The sequence below is a fragment of the Pseudoleptotrichia sp. genome (genome assembly GCF_057270515.1).
This window is the reverse complement of record NZ_DBHIXS010000006.1, coordinates 62,817-86,260: the sequence shown is the minus strand read 5'-3', so window position 1 is coordinate 86,260 and position 23,444 is coordinate 62,817. Positions and strand designations below refer to the sequence as shown.

General features: G+C 28.3%; 27 protein-coding genes, 1 other RNA gene and 2 pseudogenes. 4 read left to right on the top strand and 26 right to left on the bottom strand.

The annotated features are described in order from the left end of the window. Window positions 1-139 precede the first annotated feature (139 nt). The 13 genes from ACO5J6_RS06195 to ACO5J6_RS06135 form a co-directional block, all read right to left on the bottom strand. Window positions 140-571 carry a TM2 domain-containing protein gene (locus tag ACO5J6_RS06195; protein WP_485642756.1) on the bottom strand — a complete coding sequence of 144 codons (432 nt, stop codon included), beginning with the start codon at window positions 569-571 and terminating at the stop codon, window positions 140-142. 124 nt (window positions 572-695) lie between these two features. Next, entirely contained in the window at window positions 696-1,943 is a 1,248-nt protein-coding gene (locus ACO5J6_RS06190; RefSeq protein WP_485642755.1) for a GNAT family N-acetyltransferase, read from the bottom strand. Window positions 1,944-2,105: 162 nt separating this feature from the next. Then, window positions 2,106-2,370, bottom strand: an RNA gene (gene ffs, locus ACO5J6_RS06185) — signal recognition particle sRNA large type. Window positions 2,371-2,468: 98 nt separating this feature from the next. Further along, window positions 2,469-3,377, bottom strand: a complete 909-nt coding sequence (locus tag ACO5J6_RS06180) for a deoxyribonuclease IV (protein ID WP_485642753.1) — start codon at window positions 3,375-3,377, stop codon at window positions 2,469-2,471. Next, window positions 3,365-4,144: a TrmH family RNA methyltransferase gene (locus tag ACO5J6_RS06175; protein WP_485642751.1), complete on the bottom strand. Its 780-nt coding sequence runs from the start codon at window positions 4,142-4,144 to the stop codon at window positions 3,365-3,367. Before ACO5J6_RS06175 ends, ACO5J6_RS06180 begins: the two co-directional genes overlap by 13 nt. 133 nt (window positions 4,145-4,277) lie before the next feature. Continuing rightward, a complete protein-coding gene (locus ACO5J6_RS06170; protein WP_485642749.1) occupies window positions 4,278-4,619 on the bottom strand; it encodes a histidine triad nucleotide-binding protein in 342 nt (113 codons plus the stop codon). Window positions 4,620-4,671: 52 nt separating this feature from the next. Beyond that, window positions 4,672-5,100: a ribose 5-phosphate isomerase B gene (gene rpiB, locus ACO5J6_RS06165; RefSeq protein ID WP_485642748.1), complete on the bottom strand. Its 429-nt coding sequence runs from the start codon at window positions 5,098-5,100 to the stop codon at window positions 4,672-4,674. Window positions 5,101-5,352: 252 nt separating this feature from the next. After that, complete coding sequence (locus ACO5J6_RS06160; protein ID WP_485642747.1) at window positions 5,353-5,748, bottom strand: acyl-CoA thioesterase; 396 nt, start codon at window positions 5,746-5,748, stop codon at window positions 5,353-5,355. Between the two features lie 8 nt (window positions 5,749-5,756). Continuing rightward, on the bottom strand, window positions 5,757-5,999 hold the full coding sequence (locus ACO5J6_RS06155) for a KH domain-containing protein (protein ID WP_485642746.1): 243 nt from the start codon (window positions 5,997-5,999) through the stop codon (window positions 5,757-5,759). A gap of 433 nt (window positions 6,000-6,432) precedes the next feature. Continuing rightward, a complete protein-coding gene (locus tag ACO5J6_RS06150) occupies window positions 6,433-6,672 on the bottom strand; it encodes a DUF4911 domain-containing protein (protein ID WP_485642745.1) in 240 nt (79 codons plus the stop codon). 1 nt (window position 6,673) lies between these two features. Beyond that, a complete protein-coding gene (rsmA, locus tag ACO5J6_RS06145) occupies window positions 6,674-7,489 on the bottom strand; it encodes a 16S rRNA (adenine(1518)-N(6)/adenine(1519)-N(6))-dimethyltransferase RsmA (protein WP_485642851.1) in 816 nt (271 codons plus the stop codon). A 126-nt stretch (window positions 7,490-7,615) separates the two neighbouring features. Then, on the bottom strand, window positions 7,616-8,170 hold the full coding sequence (gene hpt / locus ACO5J6_RS06140) for a hypoxanthine phosphoribosyltransferase (RefSeq protein ID WP_485642744.1): 555 nt from the start codon (window positions 8,168-8,170) through the stop codon (window positions 7,616-7,618). Window positions 8,171-8,587: 417 nt separating this feature from the next. Continuing rightward, window positions 8,588-9,052, bottom strand: a complete 465-nt coding sequence (locus ACO5J6_RS06135; RefSeq protein WP_485642743.1) for an META domain-containing protein — start codon at window positions 9,050-9,052, stop codon at window positions 8,588-8,590. Window positions 9,053-9,432: 380 nt separating this feature from the next. Between ACO5J6_RS06135 and ACO5J6_RS06130 the strand changes: the two genes are divergently transcribed. After that, window positions 9,433-10,545 (top strand): NADH-dependent flavin oxidoreductase, encoded by a 1,113-nt coding sequence (locus tag ACO5J6_RS06130; protein WP_485642742.1) that lies wholly within the window; start codon window positions 9,433-9,435, stop codon window positions 10,543-10,545. 250 nt (window positions 10,546-10,795) lie between these two features. On the opposite strand, the gene ACO5J6_RS06125 is transcribed toward ACO5J6_RS06130, so the two are convergent. From ACO5J6_RS06125 to ACO5J6_RS06070, 12 genes and pseudogenes are all read right to left on the bottom strand, one after another. Beyond that, window positions 10,796-11,005, bottom strand: a complete 210-nt coding sequence (locus tag ACO5J6_RS06125) for an aldo/keto reductase (RefSeq protein WP_485642741.1) — start codon at window positions 11,003-11,005, stop codon at window positions 10,796-10,798. A 58-nt stretch (window positions 11,006-11,063) separates the two neighbouring features. Continuing rightward, window positions 11,064-11,228 carry a hypothetical protein gene (locus tag ACO5J6_RS06120; RefSeq protein ID WP_485642740.1) on the bottom strand — a complete coding sequence of 55 codons (165 nt, stop codon included), beginning with the start codon at window positions 11,226-11,228 and terminating at the stop codon, window positions 11,064-11,066. A 215-nt stretch (window positions 11,229-11,443) separates the two neighbouring features. Then, window positions 11,444-11,677, bottom strand: a pseudogene (locus ACO5J6_RS06115) (type I restriction endonuclease subunit R, EcoR124 family); the annotation flags it as partial. A 64-nt stretch (window positions 11,678-11,741) separates the two neighbouring features. Then, complete coding sequence (locus tag ACO5J6_RS06110; protein WP_485642739.1) at window positions 11,742-12,245, bottom strand: hypothetical protein; 504 nt, start codon at window positions 12,243-12,245, stop codon at window positions 11,742-11,744. 174 nt (window positions 12,246-12,419) lie between these two features. After that, window positions 12,420-12,527 (bottom strand): hypothetical protein, encoded by a 108-nt coding sequence (locus ACO5J6_RS06105; protein ID WP_485642738.1) that lies wholly within the window; start codon window positions 12,525-12,527, stop codon window positions 12,420-12,422. 190 nt (window positions 12,528-12,717) lie between these two features. Beyond that, on the bottom strand, window positions 12,718-12,900 hold the full coding sequence (locus tag ACO5J6_RS06100) for a hypothetical protein (RefSeq protein WP_485642737.1): 183 nt from the start codon (window positions 12,898-12,900) through the stop codon (window positions 12,718-12,720). 717 nt (window positions 12,901-13,617) lie between these two features. Further along, window positions 13,618-14,622, bottom strand: a complete 1,005-nt coding sequence (locus ACO5J6_RS06095) for a helix-turn-helix domain-containing protein (protein ID WP_485642736.1) — start codon at window positions 14,620-14,622, stop codon at window positions 13,618-13,620. A 34-nt stretch (window positions 14,623-14,656) separates the two neighbouring features. Beyond that, window positions 14,657-15,475, bottom strand: coding sequence for an oxidoreductase (locus tag ACO5J6_RS06090; RefSeq protein WP_485642735.1), 819 nt, complete (start codon window positions 15,473-15,475; stop codon window positions 14,657-14,659). A 660-nt stretch (window positions 15,476-16,135) separates the two neighbouring features. Beyond that, window positions 16,136-16,300 (bottom strand): annotated as a pseudogene (locus tag ACO5J6_RS06085) (Txe/YoeB family addiction module toxin); the annotation flags it as partial. Between the two features lie 103 nt (window positions 16,301-16,403). Next, entirely contained in the window at window positions 16,404-16,829 is a 426-nt protein-coding gene (locus tag ACO5J6_RS06080; RefSeq protein ID WP_485642734.1) for a hypothetical protein, read from the bottom strand. A gap of 111 nt (window positions 16,830-16,940) precedes the next feature. Next, window positions 16,941-17,342, bottom strand: coding sequence for a hypothetical protein (locus ACO5J6_RS06075; RefSeq protein WP_485642733.1), 402 nt, complete (start codon window positions 17,340-17,342; stop codon window positions 16,941-16,943). Window positions 17,343-17,493: 151 nt separating this feature from the next. Further along, entirely contained in the window at window positions 17,494-18,201 is a 708-nt protein-coding gene (locus ACO5J6_RS06070) for a GntR family transcriptional regulator (RefSeq protein ID WP_485642732.1), read from the bottom strand. Between the two features lie 262 nt (window positions 18,202-18,463). Between ACO5J6_RS06070 and ACO5J6_RS06065 the strand changes: the two genes are divergently transcribed. After that, window positions 18,464-19,207, top strand: a complete 744-nt coding sequence (locus ACO5J6_RS06065; RefSeq protein ID WP_485642730.1) for an SDR family oxidoreductase — start codon at window positions 18,464-18,466, stop codon at window positions 19,205-19,207. A gap of 293 nt (window positions 19,208-19,500) precedes the next feature. On the opposite strand, the gene ACO5J6_RS06060 is transcribed toward ACO5J6_RS06065, so the two are convergent. Next, entirely contained in the window at window positions 19,501-21,264 is a 1,764-nt protein-coding gene (locus ACO5J6_RS06060) for a 1-deoxy-D-xylulose-5-phosphate synthase (protein WP_485642729.1), read from the bottom strand. Window positions 21,265-21,529: 265 nt separating this feature from the next. Between ACO5J6_RS06060 and ACO5J6_RS06055 the strand changes: the two genes are divergently transcribed. Beyond that, the gene (locus tag ACO5J6_RS06055) at window positions 21,530-22,450 is read left to right on the top strand and encodes a PASTA domain-containing protein (protein ID WP_485642727.1); all 921 of its coding nucleotides are present in this window, start codon (window positions 21,530-21,532) and stop codon (window positions 22,448-22,450) included. Between the two features lie 2 nt (window positions 22,451-22,452). After that, window positions 22,453-23,358, top strand: coding sequence for a ribosome small subunit-dependent GTPase A (gene rsgA / locus ACO5J6_RS06050; RefSeq protein WP_485642725.1), 906 nt, complete (start codon window positions 22,453-22,455; stop codon window positions 23,356-23,358). Window positions 23,359-23,444 lie beyond the last annotated feature (86 nt).

The window sequence follows — 23,444 nt, the reverse complement described above, 5'->3', positions numbered from 1 at the left end:
GAATTTTAAACTTAAAACCTTGAGATCATTCTTTTATTAGAAAGTTATATTTTACTGATTTATTAAATAAATTATATCATAATTGAGTAATAAAAAAAAGAGTAAAGCAAACTCTTTTTTTAAATTATGATTACTAAAATTATGAAATATTTCCATTTTCATCGGAAGATTTCATCACTGCTAATATAATTTGGATAATACATATAGCTCCTTCTATAAACATAATAAATACACCTATATAAATGAAAGATAATATAAAAGCTATTATTGTAGTTAATATAAATATAATTCCCTGTAATGTTTTTCCCGCATAGAAAGAATGAACTCCCCATAATCCTAAAAACCACGCTAATAAACAGTACACTATCTTATTATATTTTCTTTTATTTTTTGATATTTTTTCTGCTCTTACACTCATTACAGTAAAATCCTCTTCTCCTTGTGTTCCGTTTTCCGTTCCTCCCGTTTTTGGTTCCTGTGAGAAATCCTGTTCATTTTGAAATCCGCTACCTGTTTCTTCAACTTTTATTTCTTCCAATTCGGCTTCTTCCAAATTTTTGTATTCATCCATATACCTTAAATTCTCCTTTCATTTTCACATTTATTTGTTTCTTATTTTAAATATACTAACACATTATAAAATAAAAATCAATGTAGAATTTAATTTGATTTATAAAATTTAGACATATCTTTTATTAATCATCATATAAAGGTTCCAGATGTATCATTATTCTTTTTATGTTTTTATATTTATGTTTTATAAATTTTGATATCTTATTAGTAATTTCATGAGCTTCATCTACCGTCATAAGCTTATTTACTCTCACATCGGCAGTGATATACACATCTTTTCCTGAGGTAGTCATCCTGAAATCATGAGCATTTTCTATTTCTTCAAACTCTGAAAAGTCTTTTTTTATATTTTCCAGTAATTCTTCATTCTGAGAATCAAGAAGTATAAGGGCATTTTCCTTGATAAGTTTATAGCCTTCCCTTATGATATATAAAGCAACGGCAATACCGACAAGAACATCAGATATAGGATTTATTCTCGACAGCAAAATCCCTAAAAGTACCGAAGATGATATGACTATATCAGTTTTATAGTCTTTCAGCAGGGAATTTATGAGCTGACCTCTGTAATCCTTTGTTTTATATTTCATAAATATCAGTTGAAAAATTTTTATTATAATGGCAATCACTGTTATCACTACGGGAATAATGTCCGTTATAATTTTGTTTTCTGCGTTAAATAAATTTATTACATTTTCTTTAATAAGGTTAAAAGCAGTAAGTATTATAAATGTTCCGATTATGACACTGAAAACCGATTCTATTTTTCCATGACCATAGGGGTGGTTTTTATCTTCAGGGTTTGAACCTACTTTCAAACCTATTATTACTAAAATATTTGTAATCAAATCTGACAGTGAATTTATCCCGTCTGCCAATAATGAAATGCTTTTAAACAAAGTTCCCGTAAAAATTTTAAGAAATGCTAATATTATATTTACTGCTATTGCAAATTTTGATACAAAAAACATACTCTTTTCCTGTTTTTTATTTTCAGTTAGATTGTTTAATACATAACCATTCTCATTTTTTATAAATCTCTGCTTTTCAAGGAAATTATTCATCTTCTTATGATTTTTCACAGTCAGTATATCAAAATTATTATTTATAAGCCAGTTTATAAGATATTTTAGGAGTATAGTCCCATATCCGTTATTTCTCAATTTAGGTATTATAAATATTTTTTTTAGCTCAGCATTTTGTCCCGAATCTTTTTCCGAGCTGATTATTGCATATCCGTATATCTTATTTTCTGAACACAGAATAAAAAGCTTTTCCTTATTTATATTAAATATAAACTCTTTATCCATATCTTTTATTTTTTCAATCCTGTCTCTTTCCGATTTATTATCCCACTGAATAATATCCATAGCCACTCCTTAATACTATTTCATAATAAAAAATAAATAGCAATGAAATTATTTCCTGCTATTGTGTATATAATGTCTATATTTAAATAGTTACAATTTTAAAATGTTATAATTGCTGTATTACACAAAATACTTAATCACGTATTTTTCAAATATATTTAGTCATACATCGGACTTTTGAAAAAACTCCACTATCTGTTTCTTATATCAAAAACTCAAAAATAGCGACCCCATAAACCTAAAGAAATCGACTTAGTGCTGCTTCGTTCCCAACCTGACACGATTCGCCGCTTCTCTACAATACAGGACTATTTTCTCAACATCCTCAATATAAGGCATTGATACTGAAATTATCCGCAAGTCCGACATCACCTCTACTAAAGCGGGTTGTAGATATAGGGCACCGCTAACTCCCCGGCTAGTATGACAAAAATTATTCTATCATTTTTTCCAATCCTTGTCAATTAATTCTTTGAAAACCTTACGACAAATAGTTGAAAATTATATATCTTCTTTTTTGTATTTTTACTGCTCTCGTATTTTTTCAAGTATATTTTTATCGAATTTCTTATTTTTCAGCATTTCTATTTCAAATTTATATGGCGGTACTGTCTTTGCTCCCTTTTCGGGAGTCAATGCTACATATGGAGTTTCAAGTATTTTCGGCAAATGAGAAAATTTTTCATAATGAGCTATTTTATTCAAAGTTTCAAATCCTATCGTTCCAAATCCTAAATTTTCATGTCTGTCCTTCATGGCACCTCTCGGATTTTTGCTGTCATTCAGATGAATAACCGATATTCTGTCTATTCCCACAATTTTATCAAATTCTTCCATTACTCCTTCAAAATCATTTACAATATCATACCCTGCATCATTTACATGACATGTATCAAAACATACGGAAAGTTTATCTTTTAATTTTACTCCGTCTATTATTTTTGCGATTTCTTCAAAATTTCTGCCGCATTCACTTCCTTTTCCGGCCATTGTTTCAAGGGCTACAGTAGTTTTCTGTTCTTTTGTCAAAACTTCATTTAATCCTTCAATTATTTTGGCAATTCCAACTTCTGCTCCTTCTCCTACATGAGCTCCGGGATGTAAAACTATTCTCGGCGCACCTATTGCGTCGGTTCTTTCTATTTCCGTTCTCAAAAACTGTACTGCGATTTCAAAAGTTTCAAGTTTTACGGCATTTCCAAGATTTATTATATAAGGAGCGTGAACGACAATATCCTCAACAGAAATATTATTTTCCTCCATTAATTTCAATCCTGCTTCAATATTCAGTTCTTCTATAGGCTTTCTTCTTGTATTTTGTGGTGCCCCGGTATATATCATAAAAGTGTTTGCTCCGTATGAAAGTGCTTCTTCCACTGAACCTAAAAACATCTTTTTCCCGCTCATTCCTACGTGTGAACCTATTTTAAACATTTTTCCTCCTGTTTTTCTCTCATTTTATACAAAAATATTCCTACAGCAATACTCACATTCAAAGACTCAATATTTCCATAAATGGGAATAATCGCCTTTATATCCGAATTTTCTATAAAATAATCGGATACACCTCCACCCTCATTCCCAAATATAAAAGCATTTCTTTCTTTCTGATCTATTTCATTATAGGAAACAGAATTTTCATGTAATGCTGTAGAAATAGTCAAATATTTTTTTTCTTTTAAAAATTCCACTATATTTTCGGGAGTTTCATAAATTATATTTAAATTAAATATACCTCCCATTGTTGCCCTAACTGTCTTAGGATTGTAAACATCTACAGACCCTTTTGTCAATATGAGATTTTTAAAATTAGCTGCTTCCATTGTTCTCATTATTGTACCGACATTTCCCGGATCCTGAATATCATCAAGTATTACCACATCTCCACAAATATCATTAATAGAATTCAGATTTTTAGAATACAGGAATATTATCCCCTGACTATTTTCCTGAGTGGAAATCTCATCAAATAAGTCATCTTTCAATACTGTAACATTATTATATTCTTCAATATTGTACTTTTCATTGAAATAGTCATATTTTGAATCTTTTATAATAATTTTATTGAAATTAATATTTTCATTCAAAAATTTTTCTCCCTCCGTCTTGAAAATATTATTTTCATCCCTATATTTTTTCTTATCCAATTTTTTTAACAACTTATAAAACTTATTATCAGGACTTGTTACTATATTTTTCATTAATACTCCTAATATCTTGTTTGTTCTTGCATATTGTATATTTAATTTTACGTATAATCATTATTATTTTTACTTATTATTTTTTCTGTGTCTTATTAATATTTCTAATTATTTTCAATTTTCAGAATAGTTCTTATCTCACTTTCATTCCCATAGGCTCTCCGCCTAATATATGATAATGAATATGATATACTTCCTGACCGCCGTTTTTATTTATATTAGTTACAACTCTGTATCCGTCCTCGTTAATTCCTAATATTCTTGCTACTTTTGCCACTGTCAGTTGTAGTTTTCCTAGTAATTCCAAATCTTCCTCTGTAGCAGCATCAAGATTTCTGATTTCTTTTTTTGGTATGACAAGTACATGAACCTTTGCCGCAGGATTTATATCATGAAAAGCCAAAAAATCATCATCTTCATAAACTATATTTGCAGGGATTTCCTTGTCTATTATTTTTTTAAATATTGTTGACATATTTTCCTCCTAAATATTCTAAATATTATATTTTCTGTTATATCCTATTATTTTATTTTTCTATTTTTTCAACTCTTTTTGCGTGTCTTCCACCTTCAAATTCAGTATTTATAAATGTGTCCACACATACTGCTGCCAACTCATCGCCTAAAACTCTGGCTCCCAACGCAATGATATTGGCATCATTATGTAATCTGGACAATCTTGCCGTAAATTCATTATGAGCCAGTGCTGCTCTTATTCCTTTTATTTTGTTCGCAGAAATTGAAATGCCTATACCTGTACCGCAAATTAATATCCCATATTTTGCTTCCCCATCCAATACCTTTTGAGCAACTTCTTTTGCTATATCAGGATAATCAACGGAATCAAGGGTATCAGTCCCTATATTAGTAACTTCATGTCCTTTTTTTCTTAAAAATTCTACTATTTTTAATTTTAAATCTACACCTGCATGGTCATTTCCTATAACTATTTTCATAATAGTAAGGATTATCTCATAAATCAAAATAAATTCACCAACATAAATATCATATATTTAAAAAAATGAGAGTTGATATTTTTATTGATTTCATAAAAATGATAAATATATACAATTTGTGTTTAGAATGTTCTTTCTACCTTATGAGACAACCTCTCTCCTTTCTTTCATTTATATTTCTCTCATTTATAAAAATTATACTAAACTAACTCTCTTCCGAAAATTATTTTAGTATATTTATAATTTAAATATTTAATTTTGTCCTTTAAGTATAGCTAAAATATCTTTCGGAAGTCTTTTAAGCTTTCCGGATTTATCTACCATTACATTTAATGTTTCGGCTGTTGCCTTAAGTACATTATTTTCATCATATATCTCATAAAAAAATCTTACTTTGATGCTGTCTATTTCCTTTAATTCAATAATTATCTCAATATCCTGATCATATTTTACTGAATTTATATATTCTATGTTAAGAGATTTTACAGGCATCATTATTCCCATATCTTCTATTTCCTTATAAGGCAGTATATCTCTGAAATATTCTGTCCTTGCGATTTCCATCCATTTCAGATAATTGGCATGATAGACGACACCCATATGGTCAGTATCATAATAATACGTCCTTACTTTGAAACTTTTTTTCATTTGTAAAACTACATCTCCTTAACTTCGATTTTGACAATCTTCTTCTCTTTTTTTGCGATAGAAGAGATTAAAACTCTCAACGAACTTATTATTCTTCCATTTTTTCCGATTATTTTTCCTATATCTTCTTTTATTACATTGATTGTAATTTCTATAAATTTTCCTTTTTCATTACTTTCAATAGTATAATTTCCGTTTGAATCCAATAGATTTTCAAGCCAGAAGTTCACTGTTTCAAAATATTTGCTCATCTTTCATCTCCTAATTTGATTATTATATTTTGTTAATTAGAGGGATCTCATAAGTTAGAAAAATAGTTTTACTGATATAATTATTGTATATTTTAGATACCATTTTATTGGCTTTATGAAAACAGTAAAATATGCAAACTTATAATTTGATTATTTTTCTATCTTGGTTATTTTTCTATCTTATTGAGAAAGTCCCTAAATTTTATATTATAGCCTATTATTTATTTTTATCATTTTTATTATTTTATATTATTTTATATTATTTTTTTATTATTTTATATTATTTTTACTTACTTTTATCGTTTTTTATTTTTTGTTTTTATAATTTATTTCTTTTCTGTTTCTGTGTTTATTTTTTATACATTTATTTCTTATATATCTGATATTTTACCATATTTTATATTGTTTTCAAAATTGACACTCTTATGTCAATTTATAAAATACCAAGCCATTCTCTTTTTTCAATGACTTCTATAAAAACATCTTTTTCTCCCAATCTTTCCAAAATATTATCCATATCATTTAAAAAATAAGAATTTGTAATTATCTTTATAAGTCCGTTTTTATTATCCAGTGTCCTCACATTTCCTACACCTTCGTAAGCCTCGACTATCTTATTTATAAAGTCGATATGCTCTTTTTTTGTCTGAATTATATATTCCCAACTTTTCAATTTATTCTCCTGTCTTATCTTCCAGCAATTTTATAAAATTAATAAATTCCTGAACTGAAAATTCTTCTGTTCTTGCCAATTTACTTTTTCCTATTTTTTCAAGTACATTTTGTATCACTTCTTTGCTGAAGCCCAATTCCGTGAGATTATTTCCCAGACTTTTCCTTTTGTTTGAAAATGCTGCTTTCAGATATTTGAAGTAATTTATTTCGGAAATCTGACTTTCATATTTTTTATCTTTCAGTAAAATAATTTTTAAAAATGCCGAATCCACTTTAGGAACAGGGGTAAATTTTTCCTTGGAAACTGTAAAAAGATATTCTGCTTCACCATAAAACTGGACAGCGTGAGTCAAAAGGCTCATATTTTTACTATGCGGCTTTGAAGTAATCCTTTCTGCGACTTCTTTTTGTACCATTAAATAAATCTCCGATATATTATTTCTAAAATTTATCAGCTTATTTATAATAGGTGATGTTATATAATAAGGTATGTTTGCCACCACTTTTATATTTTTCTTATTCTCAAGAATTTTTTCAAGGTCTACTTCAAGAAAATCCTTATGAATTAGCAAAAAATTTTTGTTATTACCAAATTTTCTATTAAGTATCGGGATTAGATCATCGTCTATCTCAAAAGCAGTCAGATGTTTACTTTTATTTACAAGTTTTTCAGTCAAAAATCCCAATCCCGGTCCAATTTCGATTATTTCCGTATCTTTCCTAATATCTGCAACTTCTAAAATTTTATCGGATAATTGACTGTCATTTAAAAAATTCTGACCATATTTCTTTTTGGCGTTATGTTTTTTTTCAATATTATTTTTTCTTACACTTTTTTTCTTATTCAATTTTTCTCCTGATATTTTTTTCTGATCATTCACATATCTGACATATCTAATTATTTGTATTAATACTTTGTGTTAATACAAAATATAATCTTTTTATTTATATAATTCTTCAACAGCAACTGCTACATAAGGAATATTTCTGTATTCTTCCTTAAAATCAAGACCGTATCCCAGAACGAACTCATTAGGAACTTCAAATCCTACATATTGGACGTCTATGTCTACTTCTCTTCTTTCTTTTTTGTCCAGCAGTGTGCAAAGAGAAACTTTTTTAGGCCCTCGTCCTCCCAATAGTTTCAATATTTTTTTCAAAGTAAGTCCCGAGTCTATTATATCTTCAACTACCAGTACATTTTTCCCCTGAACTGAATTTTCCAAATCTTTCAGGATTTTTACTTCCCTTGTAGTTTCAAAGCCGTTCCCGTAACTCGAAACTTCCATAAAATCCATTACCAAAGGAATTTTTATTTCTCTGACCAAGTCAGCCATAAAAATTATTGAACCTTTTAATAATCCTACTACTACCAGAGGGGCATCATCATCTTTAAAATCATTTGTAATTTCTTTTCCCAACTCTCTAACTCTGTTCATAATTGCTTCTTTTGTAATTAGCTGTCGAGCTATACCAAATTCCCAGTCTTTTTTCATTTTCAATAACTCCGTTCTTTTCTGATTTTCAAATAATTTAAACATTCTGATTTGTTCTGTATTTTAATGATTATATCATTTTTCCTATGTGAATTCAAGGGAGTATTTTGATTTTTTAGATAACTTTATACCTGATTTTACTGTATTTATTTCAATATACTTCAAGTTTATATATTTTATATGTATTGTATAACCATATTTTCGTTATTGTAATCATTATATAAATCTTTTCACAAATATTTCTCAAAATAAATATTTCCACAAAAAATGGATATTTATTCAGAAAGAATAAATAATTTATCAAAAAAACGATTCAAGAAAATAACCATTAAAAAATATGACCCTTGAACAATTCTATTTTTTCATTTAGTTTCTAAGGTCATATTTTAAAATAATTGCTACCTGTTTTGTAAGCATTTATTTACTATATGGAATGACTTCATCATCAAGGTCTTTGACAAAAGTGAGGATTTCTTCCAATTCTGTTTTTAATATCAATTTATTGCCTTTTATTTCTATTATTTTTACATTTTCAAGAATATCGATATAAGTTTCTTCTGCTTCCATTTTCTTATTGGAACCCAGCATTCCTGTTACTCCTAATTTTGATACGGAAATTTTATTACCATTAATTTTGTATGTACCAAAATAATTATTTACTCCTGCCGTTCCACTTAACCCTTTTGATGTTATTTTTAAAGTAATTCCTTTTTTACTGAAGTCATCATCCGAAATTTTGACTAATTTCCATGAAGTGTCAACTATCTGCTGTTTTATACTTTTAATATTTTTCCTTCTGTTTCTGTTTCTTACTGTAGAAGAAAAAGAAACATTGAATACTAAAAACATTGTAAATAAAGCTAAAGTTATTTTTGTTTTCATATTTCCTCCTAATTTTTCCATTTTTAATTTCAATCTTTGCTTTTAATTTTTATTCTCAATCTAAAATTACTACAATAAAATTTGAAAATTCTTTTAAATATGTAATAAAACTATTAGAATACGTTATTCATTTTTTGTTTTATATACTCATTTTACTAATTAAATAAATGTTATATTTATATTCTTAATGTTATATAATAAGTTTGATATTAATATTTTATGTTTATGTTTTTATATCTACTCTAAAATCAAATCAGAAATTTTTTTATTTAAACTTTATCTAAATATAAAAAAGGCAACTGTCAAAAACTTTTTGTATACCAAATCATATGTAAATATGATAAAATATATATAAATAAAAAAGACAGGAGAGTGGTATAATGAATTCAGATAAAATTTTTGAAAAATATGTACTGAATAATGGGGTAGAGATTAGAAATAGACTTGTGGTAGCTCCTATGACACTGTTTGTTGCCAATGAAGACGGTACTTTTTCAGACAGAGATTTTAAATTTATGAGCCGTCGTGGAGAAAATATAGGAATGTTTATAGTAGAGGCCACTTTAGTCGCTGACGGAGGAAAGGCATTTACTAGACAACCCGAAGCTATCAGCGAAAAACATTTACCTGCTTTAAAAAAAGTAACAGAAATTTTACATAAACAGGGAACAAAAGCAATTTTGCAGATACATCACGGAGGAAGGCTTGCACTTCCTGATGTAAATAATAACGATATAATTGCTCCAAGTTATGACAAAAAAACAAAAGCAAGGGAAATAACTCCCGAAGAAATTCATAATCTTATAAAAGCATTCGGGAATGCTGCCGATTTAGCTATTCAGGCAGGATTTGACGGAGTGGAAATACATGGGGCAAATAGATACCTTATACAGCAGTTTTATTCAGAACAAACTAACACAAGGGCAGATGAATGGGGTGGTAGCATAGAAAAAAGGATGAAATTTCCTTTAGCTGTTATAGATGCAGTTAATGAAGCCAGAACTAAGCATAATGCAGATAAATTTATAATAGGATACCGTTTTTCTCCGGAAGAGCCAAGAAATAAAGGAATTACATTAACTGAAACTTTTGCATTGATTGATGAGCTTGTAAAAAAACCATTACAATATCTGCATGTTTCATTACCCGATTTCTACATAAACGCTTATCGTGGAGGAGATACTGAAAAATCTGCTATAGAGCAAATTCATAAACATATAGACGGAAAACTTCCTCTAATAGGAGTAGGAAATCTATATACCGGAGAACAGATAGCTAAAGCTCTTGATACAGGCTGGGCAGAGTTTATAGCACTTGGAAAAACAGTTATCTTAAATCATAATATAGGAACTCTCATACTTGAAAATAGGGAAAATGAGATTGAAACGGAGCTGGATTTGGAAAGAGAGGACAAATATGATTTAGGAGAATTTTTATGGGAACGTGCTAAAGACGGGAGTTCTTTATTACCACCGATAAAGAATAAAAAATAAATCATAAGGATAACATAAAAAGACATACTTATGGAATTTTTGGAATTTTTATTTTTAAAATACTTCACAATATCTTTTTACAATAATTTATTTTTATGAGTATTCCAAACCAACAAAAAATCCCTTCATAAAATATTGCTGTAAAACTCTGATTGCAATTTTGAAGGGATTTTTTATATATTATTATTTAGACTTCTCTTAATTGTTTAACTATTTTATTATAATAATAATTTCTATCAAATTGTACCTATTATAAAGCTCCCACTATCTTATGAGGAATGTACATCTCTTCAAGATAAGCAATGTCCTCATCTGTTAATTTAACGCCCAGTGCATTTATTGCTGCATTTAAATGAGAACTTTTTGTAGCTCCTATAATTGGTACTGTATTTTTTGAAAATAACCACGCAAGAGCAATATTTGATTTTTCCACATCATATTTCTCTGCCAGCTCTTTCACCCTCAATATAATCTGTTTATCAGCTTCTTCGTATTCACCATATTTCTTTTTAGCAACTTCAAAAGTTTATCCCCATATCAAGTGCCTGTTTTATAACTTTTCTGCTTTCCTCTTCTTCCAGTATCCATTTATGCTGCCAGTTTACAGGGTCTCCAAATCCCATACATCCTAAACATATTTTCGATACTTCCAGTCCTGAATTTCCTAATTTTACATATTCCATTTTAAAATCTCCAATTATAATCAATTTTCTTTATCTGTATTTTTGTTATCTTGATTATATCTTTATTTATATTGTAAACTATTCATTTGTATTTTTATAGTACAATATTTGAATTAAATTCCAAGTCAAGAAGTTTTTTATTAATTATATTATTTTTTATTTTATTTTTTTAGACTATTTTTTATTATAATATTGTTTATCTTAATATTTAAAATCTAAATTCTGATAAAAATTTCCACTATATTTCTTATTTTCTGTAATACAGTCTGTTTTTTCGCCTCTCTTGCTCCCTTTCTACGTGAAGTTGGGGGTAGTATACTGTCCAATTCCGCACCGGCATAATCAACAAATTCTTTATTTATAGATTTTTCTATAAACCGTTTAGAATCTTCCTTTAAACTTTCATTCTCTATTAATTCATCAATTTTTATTTCTTTTTCTTTATTTGCGTATTTATTTTGATGTTTATCTTTTCTTTAAGCTTTATTTACTCATTACCATATCTCTTCTTTTTTATTCTAACATACACAAATGACTATTCAACCAAGCAATCTTCTTAAAGTCTTTATTGTTATTATTATTGTTTCTATATGAATCTTTTGATGATGCTTCATAAATGTTTAAAAACTGTTTTAGACTTGGTACACGAAATTTTATTCCGTTTAGTTGAATAAGCTCTATATCTGATTCGGAAATACCTGCAAAATCATATAATGAATCGATAGTTCCATATTCTACACTAACTCCATTTTTTTTAAATTCATGCTCATGAACATCTATTAAATTATATCCCAATTCTTTCATAACCGCCATTATTTTGTCCCAATCATAAATCCTTAGTTCGTCTGGAGCTTCCCAGCCTCTTGGATCTCCCGGAACATGAATATCAATATCTGATGGATCCCAATCCTCTTTTGATATAAATTCTAATCCTAAAGAACCCATTAGTGTAGGTGTGATTCCAACTTTATTTAAATATAAACAAATAGTCTTAAACTCATCAAATAAAACACTCATTTTCCCTCCATAACTTCAAATTTTTCTATATGAACATTTGTTAATATTATATCATTTTTAAGCTCTTTTTTCTACTCTCAATTCCCTATTTATTCTCAAGTTTTTTATTTCATATAAATAAATATGAAATGAACGAAAAAGGTATATACAAAAATCATCTACTTTTTATTCTTTTTACTCCACTTTTGCTACCTTTAATAGTTTATCTTGAAAGATATCTTCGCTATTGGGGTCAAAAAATATCTCTGTTACAAAAATCTTTCCTCTAATCTTTTTTATCATACTACCATTTGACTTTCAGGGTTTAGATTGTTGTTCTTTTACAGTTCCGCTCTCTGTATCATTCCACTCGTTTCTCTTGTATTATTCATTTTTTATTTCTCCCTATTCCATACTATAAGTTCTTATTTATATTTATATTTTCTAATTTTTAATTATTTTAGTTTTATTATTTTAATAAAATTTCTATATTTTACCATTCATAAACCTTAAAATTGTGATATATTATATCACAAACCATAAATGACGTTACTCCTTCTTTGATTTCATCTATTTTACCCGTTTCTGTATAGACTATTTTAGCCTTATCGGCTCTATGATATTCCATAATTTCAATATAAGCTTTCTCACAGGCGATTACAGCCTCAGTAAACATATCTTCTATTTTATCGTAAACTTTTTCTATCCCATATTTTTCAGCAATTTTATGGCTTTCTCATATGTTCGGTTTGCCACAGCATACAGTCTTTTCCCCATTTTTCGAGTGCCTGTGCCATTTCATTAGCAATTATACCCGTTCCTAAAACTGCCCATTTCAATTCTTTTTCTATAATTTTCTCCTCCTTTTTTTATTTACTGTTTCTCTTTTCATCTGTTAATTTTTGTTTAATAATTATATCCCTATTTCTATTTAAAGTCAAGAAACCAAAAAGTACACTTTGATTTTTATTATTAATCAAAAGTGTACTTCTAAATTATTCCCAATACAATGCAAAATATATTTGCATACAGTATTTTTCTTAACTTAATTTTTATGTATTAATTATTTTCTAAATCATTTCCATTTGTTTCTATAACTTTTTTATACCAGTAGAATGATTTTTTTCTACTTCTCTCGTATGTCCCGTTTCCTTCATCATCTAAATCGACATTGGTCTTATGTCAAAGATATGTTTTTTATAATAGCCGTTATAATTTTATGAATCATATTATATAGCAGTAACAAAACAAATACTAATATTTCAAAACTGTATGATTGTGAATTTGAACTGAAACAAGCTAATAAATATGACGATTAAAATTATTTTACCTGAAACAGATAATTAAGAAATTTTATCCTTTGTAATAAATATTAATAATAACATTGGACTTCTCAACAGGATTTTTTTTCAATATCTGTATTCTTTTTCTCCTTCCGATACTGCAATACAGTTTTTCCAGTCCAGCTTTTAAATGCACGATAAAATGAAGAAATTTCAGTATATCCGACTAAATAGGCAATTTCATTTATTGAGAGTTCCTTTGATTCTAAATAATTTAATGTCATTATTTTTTGGACATCTTTAACTAACTGATTAAAACTTGCATTTTCTGCTGCTAAATTTCTCTGAATTGTTCTTCCACTTATACCAAATTCCTCCGCTATATTTTCCAGTCCAAATTTTCCACTGGGAATAAGTTGAAAAAGTTTTTTCTGTACTCTGCTCGTAAAGGTTTCAAATGTTTCCTTTTCTGTTTCTGTCAATTTCTGTTTTAATTGTGGTTCCAAATAGTCTAACATAATATTATTTGAAGTCAAAAACGGTTTTTTCAAATCTTTCGTACTAAAAACAATCTCATTTTGCGTACCTTTGCTTATAGCTATATTTATCTCTTTCGATAATAGTTTTCCATATTCAAATGGACTCGTCAAACTTATAGGAGTTATCTTTTTACCAATTCCTTTATATAATAAATTTATTAATAAGAGCTGTTCATTTAAAACTGCAAAACGTGGTAATTCCTTTTCTCTTTGTTCAAAAAAATACTGTATTTGCACTATTTTTTCAAATTCTTTAACCTCTAAAAACACAGGTCCTATCAATTTTTTATATTTTGCCAGTCGTTTTATTCCTTCAAGTCCATTTTTAGAAGAAAGTGCCACAAAAAATGAGGGAATAAATACATTCAAATTATCAATATTACTAATTGCTAAAATCTGTTCATCTGTAATAACTTCGTCAATTTTCTTTAAAAACGAATAATATTCCTCAGTAGAAAGCTGAATTTCTTCCTTCCACAAAATATTCGGTATTCCTGCCTGCTCAAGAATATTTTCAATTGATAATCCAATACTCTTTAAAAAATCTTGAAACTGCTTCGGTACAGTTAATTTCATTTATTTAATCCCTTCTTTAAAACTATCTTATATCCTAACCCATTAATTTTTTCATAATTTTATCAAAAACTTTTGCTGGAAGAATAGTATGTAAAAATACCAATGGTTTTGCCATAAATCCTATTAAATATCTTGCTTTAGGACGGTTGCTGTTTACTGCTTTTGAAATGGCTTTTGTAATAACAATAGGATTGGAAAGCAAGTTTCCTGAATATTGTTTTTTCATTCCTTTCGCTGTTTTCACTGCTTCTTTTTCATATGCTCCACCTTTTGCAGAATTTTCCAGTTTATCTGCAGCAATAATTCCCCAGTCAGTTTTTATACCTCCCGGCTCAATAAGTGAAACATCTATTCCAAAATCAGACACTTCCATACGCAATGCATCACTAAATGCTTCAAGTGCATATTTAGTTGCATGATACCATGCTCCAAAATAAGTTGTCAATCTTCCTCCCATTGACGATACATTTATAATTCTTCCTGATTTCTGCTTTCTCATATACGGAAGTACCAACTGAACCAATCTTGCCAATCCAAATAAATTTACCTCAAATTGCATTTTTGCTTCACTTATGTCTACATTTTCAACTGCACCGAAAGAACCATATCCGGCATTATTTATCAGAACATCTATACGTCCTTCATTTCCAATTATTGTGTCGACCACATTCTTAATGCTATTCTCATCAGTTACATCCAAATATATAGATTTAACCCCAAATTGTTTTAAATCTTCCATTTTTTCTGTTCTTCTTGCTGCACCATAAACTATATGCCCTTCTTTTGCAAGAATTTCTGCTGTTTGATAACCTATTCCACTACTTGCCCCAGTTAATAAAATTACTTTTTTCATATTTTTAATTTTTTCCTCTCTTTTCATTTTGAGTTTTTTACAAAATTATTTTATCAAAATAAGACATTAAATCCAATAACAAAAAACGACATTTAATTATCAATTTACGACATTTTTGCTCTTTACTTTTTCTTTTAGATTCTTTACACTATAAAAAGATAAAAAGAGAAGTTAAACAGAGATTTTATTTTTTAATTTATCCATATCTTTTTTCATATTTATTTGATAATATTTTTCTATTTTTTTATATTATTTTTTTAAAATTTACTTTCTTTAACCTCTCCTTTTTTTATTCTAACATACAACTTTTATATGATATTAATTATACAGATAAAAGTATGAAATATGAAGATATTCTTATATTTTTATATTTTTATATTTTTATATTTTTATATTCTCATATTAAAGTATACCTCAAATATAAAAAACATCAATTACCACTTTTTCCATTTCAATGTGGTAACTGATGTCTTTTTTTATAATATTTGTTTAATCTATTTAATTTCATTGCTATATTTGTGAGCATAAACTAAATAGACTGGTATATTCATTTGATTTAATATAATTTATTTAATTTTTATCTTTTCCAAATTTTCTTTTCCAAATTTTTATTTTTTATAAAATCAGTAAATTTTATTATTTTTACCTTTTTTATTTACCTTATTCATAATGATTAGCACACGCAATAACAACAATATCCGTTTCTGTTATCTTGTGTATAAACCTGTGCTTACCCGTAATTCTTCTGCTCCAATATCCATTCAATTCATGTTTTAAAGGTTCCGGTTTTCCTATCCCCTCATTACCGTTTCTTTTAATATCCTTACTTTTTAAGATTATTTCTCACATTGAAATAATTTGTAGCTATCATTTAAATCACCTCTTTTTGTTTTATTGTACAATATTTTGACAAAAAATCCATATGTTTTTATTCTATGACTTTATTAGTTTTAAAAATTCTATCCATTGTTTTCTTGAATGTTGGAGAGCCGACTAAATCATAATCTTTTTGTGTCGGTTTTCTGCATACGGCTGCATAATAAAATTCGTGTATTTTATCTGTCCCACCATAAATATCTCTGAGTCCCGTATCAGCTAACATATTATTAAAATCTTTAATAGCCTGCTGAATTTCAGCCAAAGTACTTCTCATCTTTTTGCCGTCTTTTATATAACTTTCTTCCATAATTAGAGAGCCAATCACGGGACAGGCTGCAACTTCCTGTCCTTCTTTATTGTAAAATTTGATCCATTCTTCCGTTTCCATAAACAGTACGCCTCTGTTATCTCTATAAGGTGCTGCCATTCCCACTATAGAAAATATGAAAAATCCTAACATAATAATTTTTTTCATTTCAAACACTCCTTTTATTATATATTTTTTAAAATAATTTAATTTATATAAACAAAACAATAATCACCCGTAATATAAAAAACTGCAACCTAATCATCATATTTATATCATTTAATCGTAAAATTCACAGATGTTTCTTTTTTTGGAAATATCGTATAAAGAAAATTTCACTCTATTTTTTTTACCAACTTTATAATCAAATCTGTAATTTGAAAATTTTTGCGATTTTTTATTTAAGTTAGTAAAATAAAAATATTGTTCTTTTTCATTTATAGCAAGGTCAAATGATCCAACTTCAACTTCATCAAACCCGTCTTTTGTAATGTTATTAAAAGCATTGAATGTAGCTTTATATTTATCTGTAGCTTCTTTTGAAATAACCAGATAGATCAGCTGTTTATTAGCAACAATATCGTCACAAATCCATCTTGGACCGGTTAAACTATCCAAAACAGTATTGGAAAATCCCAAACCGGCAAATAACAAAAAGAACATAAAAATAAATTTTTTCATTATATCAACTCCTAAAATAATTCTATTTTAATTTTATAATATTTAATAAGAAAAATCAAGTTTTTTAATTATAATATCATATTTTGTTATTTTTAAATTTTATATAACAAGCTTAGTAAAATAATTTTAGCCATTTTATTTTAACATATTATTACCTTTTCGCAATTGCTGTAAAAGTAAATTCATCAGGATGATATGTAATTGTTTCGTACTGAAAAAGATTTCCATTGGATAAATAAGCGTGTGTATCAATAACAACTACTCTATCAATATTTTCAAGATTTATGTATTGTTTTTCCTCATCTGTGCTTTTTCTGAACTTTATCTCTCTTTGTGAATAGGATATTTTTAGTTTTAATTCTTTTTCCAGATATTCATATATGGATTTCTTTGCAATTTCTTCACTTAAAAACGAAACTATTCTTCTATCAAAATATGAAGTTGCCAGTTGCACAACCTTGTCATCTAAAGAGTATGTACGAACAACTTTATAAAAATCTGCTTCTTTTGAAACGTGAAATTTTTCCATTAACTCTTTAACACCTTGCACTATATACAGACTTATTAAATTAGTCTTAACATTTATATTTTTGATTTTGTTGAGCTCTTGAAAAGTTTGAATTGAAGTTAAAGAAATATTTTTTAAATCACCCTTTTCCAATACAATTGACCTTTTTCCTTTTATTTTTTGAATATATCCTTCTCTTTCAAGCATAGAAAGAGCTTTTCTTACAGTAAGTACCGAACAGGAATAATTCTCAGCTAAATCAGCCTCTTTTTTTAAATAACTTCCTGATTTAATTTCTTCATTCTTTATTAGGTTTTTAATGTTTTGATAAACTTCTTTATACTTATTCATATTTATTCCTTTCTCAAATTATTTCTCCATGTAAAATACTTTTCATATAAAACTGATAATTCCTGTATAATTAGAAATAATCATAATTTTTACTTTTAATTTTAAAAGAATTTTATTATATTATACCCTAAAATATTTGTAATAACAACGGGTTTTATTATATTTATCTTTTTATATTTTTATTAGGTATATATATATCTATTGATTTTTTTAAAACATATGATATAATATATAATAATTAAATAAATAGGAGATGATTTAAATGGCTATAAAAAACAAAGTTGTGATAATTACAGGAGCTTCTTCAGGGATTGGAAAAGCTACTTCACAATTACTTTCCGAAAATGGTGCAAAGATTGTACTTGCTGCACGAAATAAAGATAAATTGGAACAGGTAGTAAATGAAATAAAAAGAAAAAATGGGGAAGCTGTCTATAAAGTAACAGATGTGTCAAAAAGGGAAGATGTAAAATCTTTAGTTGATTTTGCAATTTCAAAGTACGGTAAAATTGATGTTATTTTTAATAATGCAGGACTAATGCCAAATTCACCTCTATCTGAATTTAGAACAAATGAATGGGATGAAATGATAGATGTCAATTTAAAAGGGGTAATAAATGGTATTGAAGCAGTACTACCACATTTTATCGAACAAAAATCCGGACATGTTATCAGCACTTCATCAGTCGCCGGACTAAATACATATTTAGGAGCGGGTATTTATTGTGCAACAAAACATGGTGTCAAAGCTTTAATGGAAGTTCTCAGAAAAGAAAGTGCAAATGAAAAAAGAAATATCCGTACAACTACTCTTTATCTTGGTGCATTTAAAACTGAGCTTGCAACACGTATTACAAACAAATCAATCAAAGAAAGAATTGAATTCCTTTATGATACAATTGGAGCAGACCCGATAATAGTAGCTGAAGCTGTAAAATTTGCTATTGACTTACCTGAAGAAGTAAGTGTAAATGAAATGACACTTTATCCGACGGCACAGTTATAATATTTTATATTAACAAGAAGCTATCTCAAAATAGAAAAAATAAATTGAAAAAATATAAGTAGAATACGAAAACTATACTTATCCATTTACTAAAATTTCACTGATAAAACAGTCATTCAAAAAAAGTCAAAAGCTCGTATAAAAAAGAGCAGATAATTGACTTTTTCCAAATCCATTTTTCGTTTTAAATTGTGAGATTATAAATAATTCATAAATATAATTTTTCTTATTAAATTTTCTTTTGGAGACAGCTTCTTTCTTTTAAATATTTTAATTATATTTCTGTAAAATTTTTATTTCCCAATAATTTCAAGTATATCCTCCACTATTTGCTCTTTTGTGAGGTGATTTCTTTTCAGTATTTCTTCAGCAGGAACTCTGTCAGTAAATTCTTTTTTTCCGCCAAAATTCATTACTTTCATATTTGATGTTCCATAAAATCTCGTAATCTTCTCTCCAAATCCCCCGTCAAGTACTGCATTTTCAAGTGTTATTACAAGTCCATGATTTTCTTTAAGTTTTTCCAGAACTTCTTTGTCTATTCCTGATATAAATCTTGGATTTATTAATGTTGCATTTATATCTGTTTTTTCCTTTAAAAGCTCTTTTACTTCTTTTCCTAAATGATAGAAATCTCCCATTCCTATGATTGCTACATCATTTCCGGTTTCTGTTATAACATATCTGTTCAGTTCATTAAAATCCGTTTTTATTTCTTCTCCTGTTGTAATTACTCCATTTGAAGGGACTCTTATTGTTACAGGATATTTTCTTTGCTCTATCGCCCATTCAAGCATTGCAAAATATTCTTCTCTGCCTGTAGGAGAGAGATAAACCATATTAGGTATGTTTCCTACAATCTGCTCATCAAAATATCCCAAATGAGTAACATCGTTCATTCCTGTAAGCCCTCCCATGAATACGAGTATTACCGCAGGATTATTGTTAATGCACAAATCTTGAGACAGCTGGTCATATGTTCTCTGAATAAACGTACTGTATACCCCATATACAGGTTTTGCTCCATTAGCTGCTATTCCTGATGCCAGTGCTACAGCGTGTTCTTCTGCTATTCCCACATCTACAAACTGTTTTCCGGCTTTTTTTCTTCTTTCGGAATTAAACCCCAACACGGTAGGTGTTCCTGAACTTATTGCAACTAATGCAGGGTCTTTTTCCATTTTTTCCAGTAAATATTTTCCTGTCAAATCCGAATAATTTTCTTTTCCTGCCATATTGACTGTTACTTCTCCCGTTTCTGCATTAAATGGAGCATTATAATGCCATGGTTCTTTATTTTTTTCAGCATAAGGAAGTCCTTTCCCTTTCACAGTATGAATATGCAGAACTATAGGACGGTCAATATCTTTTACGCTTTTAAATATTTTTATCAGTTCGTCCAAATTATGCCCGTCTTTTATGTACATATAATCAAGTCCTAATGCTTTAAAAAGGTTATTCGGAGATTTTCCTTCGGTTTCCCTCAATTCTTTTAATGTTTTATACAATCCCCCATGATTTTCAGCAATAGACATATCATTGTCATTTACAATGATAATCATATTTGTTCCCTGTTCGGAAATATTGTTCAGTCCCTCATAAGCTTCTCCTCCACTTAATGAGCCGTCTCCTATAATCGCAACTATATTTTCTTTTTCTCCTTTCAAGTCTCTCGCTTTTGCAAGTCCTGTTGCCAGACTTACTGATGTTGATGTATGTCCTACTTTAAAAAAGTCGTGTTTACTTTCATCCTGATTTGTATATCCTGAAATTTCCGAAAATTTATCAGGATTTAAAAATCCCTCTTTTCTTCCTGTCAATATTTTATGCGGATAACACTGGTGCGACACATCAAATACAAATTTGTCCTTTGGTGAATCGAATACATAGTGTAGTGCTATTGTTACCTCGACTATGCCGAAATTCGGTCCTATATGTCCTCCTATTTTCGTAAGTCTATTTAACAGTGCATTTCTCACATCCTGTGCTAATGTTTTCAGTTCTTCTTTTGATAATTTTTTGATATCATCCGGTGAATTTACTTTTTCTAATGCCATTTTTTTCCTCCTTGATGTTTTATTTTAGATATTTTTTTGATAAAACCACTTCAATTTCATTTTTTATTCCAACATTTGTTTTGACAAACATTTTTTCTATTTATTAAACATCTTCTATATAAGTTTTTTCATTATAACATTTGGAGCATACTCCAAGTCAAGTTTTTTTTACCTTTATTTTCCCTTTGGGATTATTGTCTTTTGAAACTATTTATGATATTATATATTGGATTAAAAATATTTGAAATGGGCAAAGAGGTGCGAAATGGCAAAGAAATTTAAATTTAATATTATAAAAACTGTTATTACAATAATATGTTTAATTATATTAGGAACTATAGGCAGAGATGTCTTTTTTAGACATTTTTTCAATGAAAGACTCACAGTTATACCAAATGTTGTAAATCTGCATGAAAAAGACGCAGTAAAATACTTAAAAGAAGCAGGTCTTAAAGTGAAAGTTATTCATTCCAAAACTGAAAAAGTTCCTCTTGATACAGTATTTATACAATTTCCTTTACCGGGAAAAGAAGTAAAAGTAAACAGAACAATTCAAATCTGGGTAAATAATGGAGAAGGGCAAGAAGTTCCTAACCTTGTAGGTCTTGAATTGCTTGAAGCACGTTCATTATTACAAGGACAGAATATTCAGATTGAAAAAATTGATTATCAGCCTTCCAACCAAAGATATAACACGATTATCGGCGTATATCCTAAACCGGGGACAAAACTCGAAATAAATCAAAAGATTTCCATACTCGTGTCGTCGCAGAAAATTCTCGACGCTTCAGTTATGCCTAATCTGATTGGTCTTGATATAAATGATGCTAAAGTATTACTTACACAAATAGGACTTACATTGGGAGGTACTACTAAAGGAGAAGACCCTACATTACCTGTAAATACTATTATGTCCACTTCTCCTGCACCGGGAGCAAAGATTTCCAAAGGACAGAAAATTTCCATAGTTATTAATGCAGGAGTTAAGGTTCAACCTACAGGACCGTCAGTCGAAGAAATTATAAATCAGACTAATCAGGATTTAAATAATCAGGAAATTGAAAATATTATAAATGATACTCTGAATAAAATAGACAAACGTGATAATTCCGGAAATAACAATAATAATCAGCAACAGCAAAACAATAATCCGGGTGCTGATACTGAAAGAAGTGATAACGACTAATTTTGGGAGGTAATTTTATTAAAGGAAAAGTTATCAGAAAAATAAAAGGTTTTTACTACGTGTTAGACGAAAATTGTAATAATCTGAAAGAAGAAAATATTTATGAATGCAGATTAAGAGGCAGTCTGAAAGTCAAAAATGACAAGATGAACTGCATTATAGGCGACATAGTTGAATTTGATGAAAACGAGAAAGTCATAACAAAAATTGAAAAAAGAAAGAATTTTTTACATAGACCGTTATTGTCAAACATTGATTTTATCGGGATTCTATTTTCAGTAGTTTCTCCAAATTTTGATTTTACAGTCTTTCAGAAAATGCTTTTAAATGCGGAAAGTCAGAATATTTCTTCTATACTAATTATTTCAAAAACTGATTTGATTTCTGACGAGGATTTACAGATATTTTTAAATAAGATAAAGGAAAATTTCGGGAACAGTATTCCCGTTTTTCCTATTTCTGCTGAAAATAATATCGGACTTGAACAGCTTTTATCCTATATAAAAGGAAAATCTGTTACTGTATCGGGTCCAAGCGGTTCAGGAAAATCCACATTGATAAATACTCTGATAGGAGAAGATATCCTTGAAACAAATGAAATCAGCAATAAAACTTCGAGAGGACGCCATACAACTACCGAGAGCAGATTTTTCAGAATAGATACAGACACGTATTTAATTGATACTCCCGGATTTTCTTCTCTCGAATTTCCAAAATTGAAAGACAAAAAAGAACTTGAACTTTTATTCCCTGAATTTATTGATTATATTCCCCAATGTAAATTTAGAGACTGTCTTCATATGAATGAGCCTGATTGCAGTATAAAAGAACATATTCTTACAGGAGATATTCCAAAAATGAGATATGATTTTTATTTATATTCTTTAAATAACATATTTCCAAATTAAATAATATTCTATATGACACTTAAAGTTAATGTATTTTTTATGAAAGCATACAAATAAATATATTTTTTATTCTTAAAAAGTGTTCA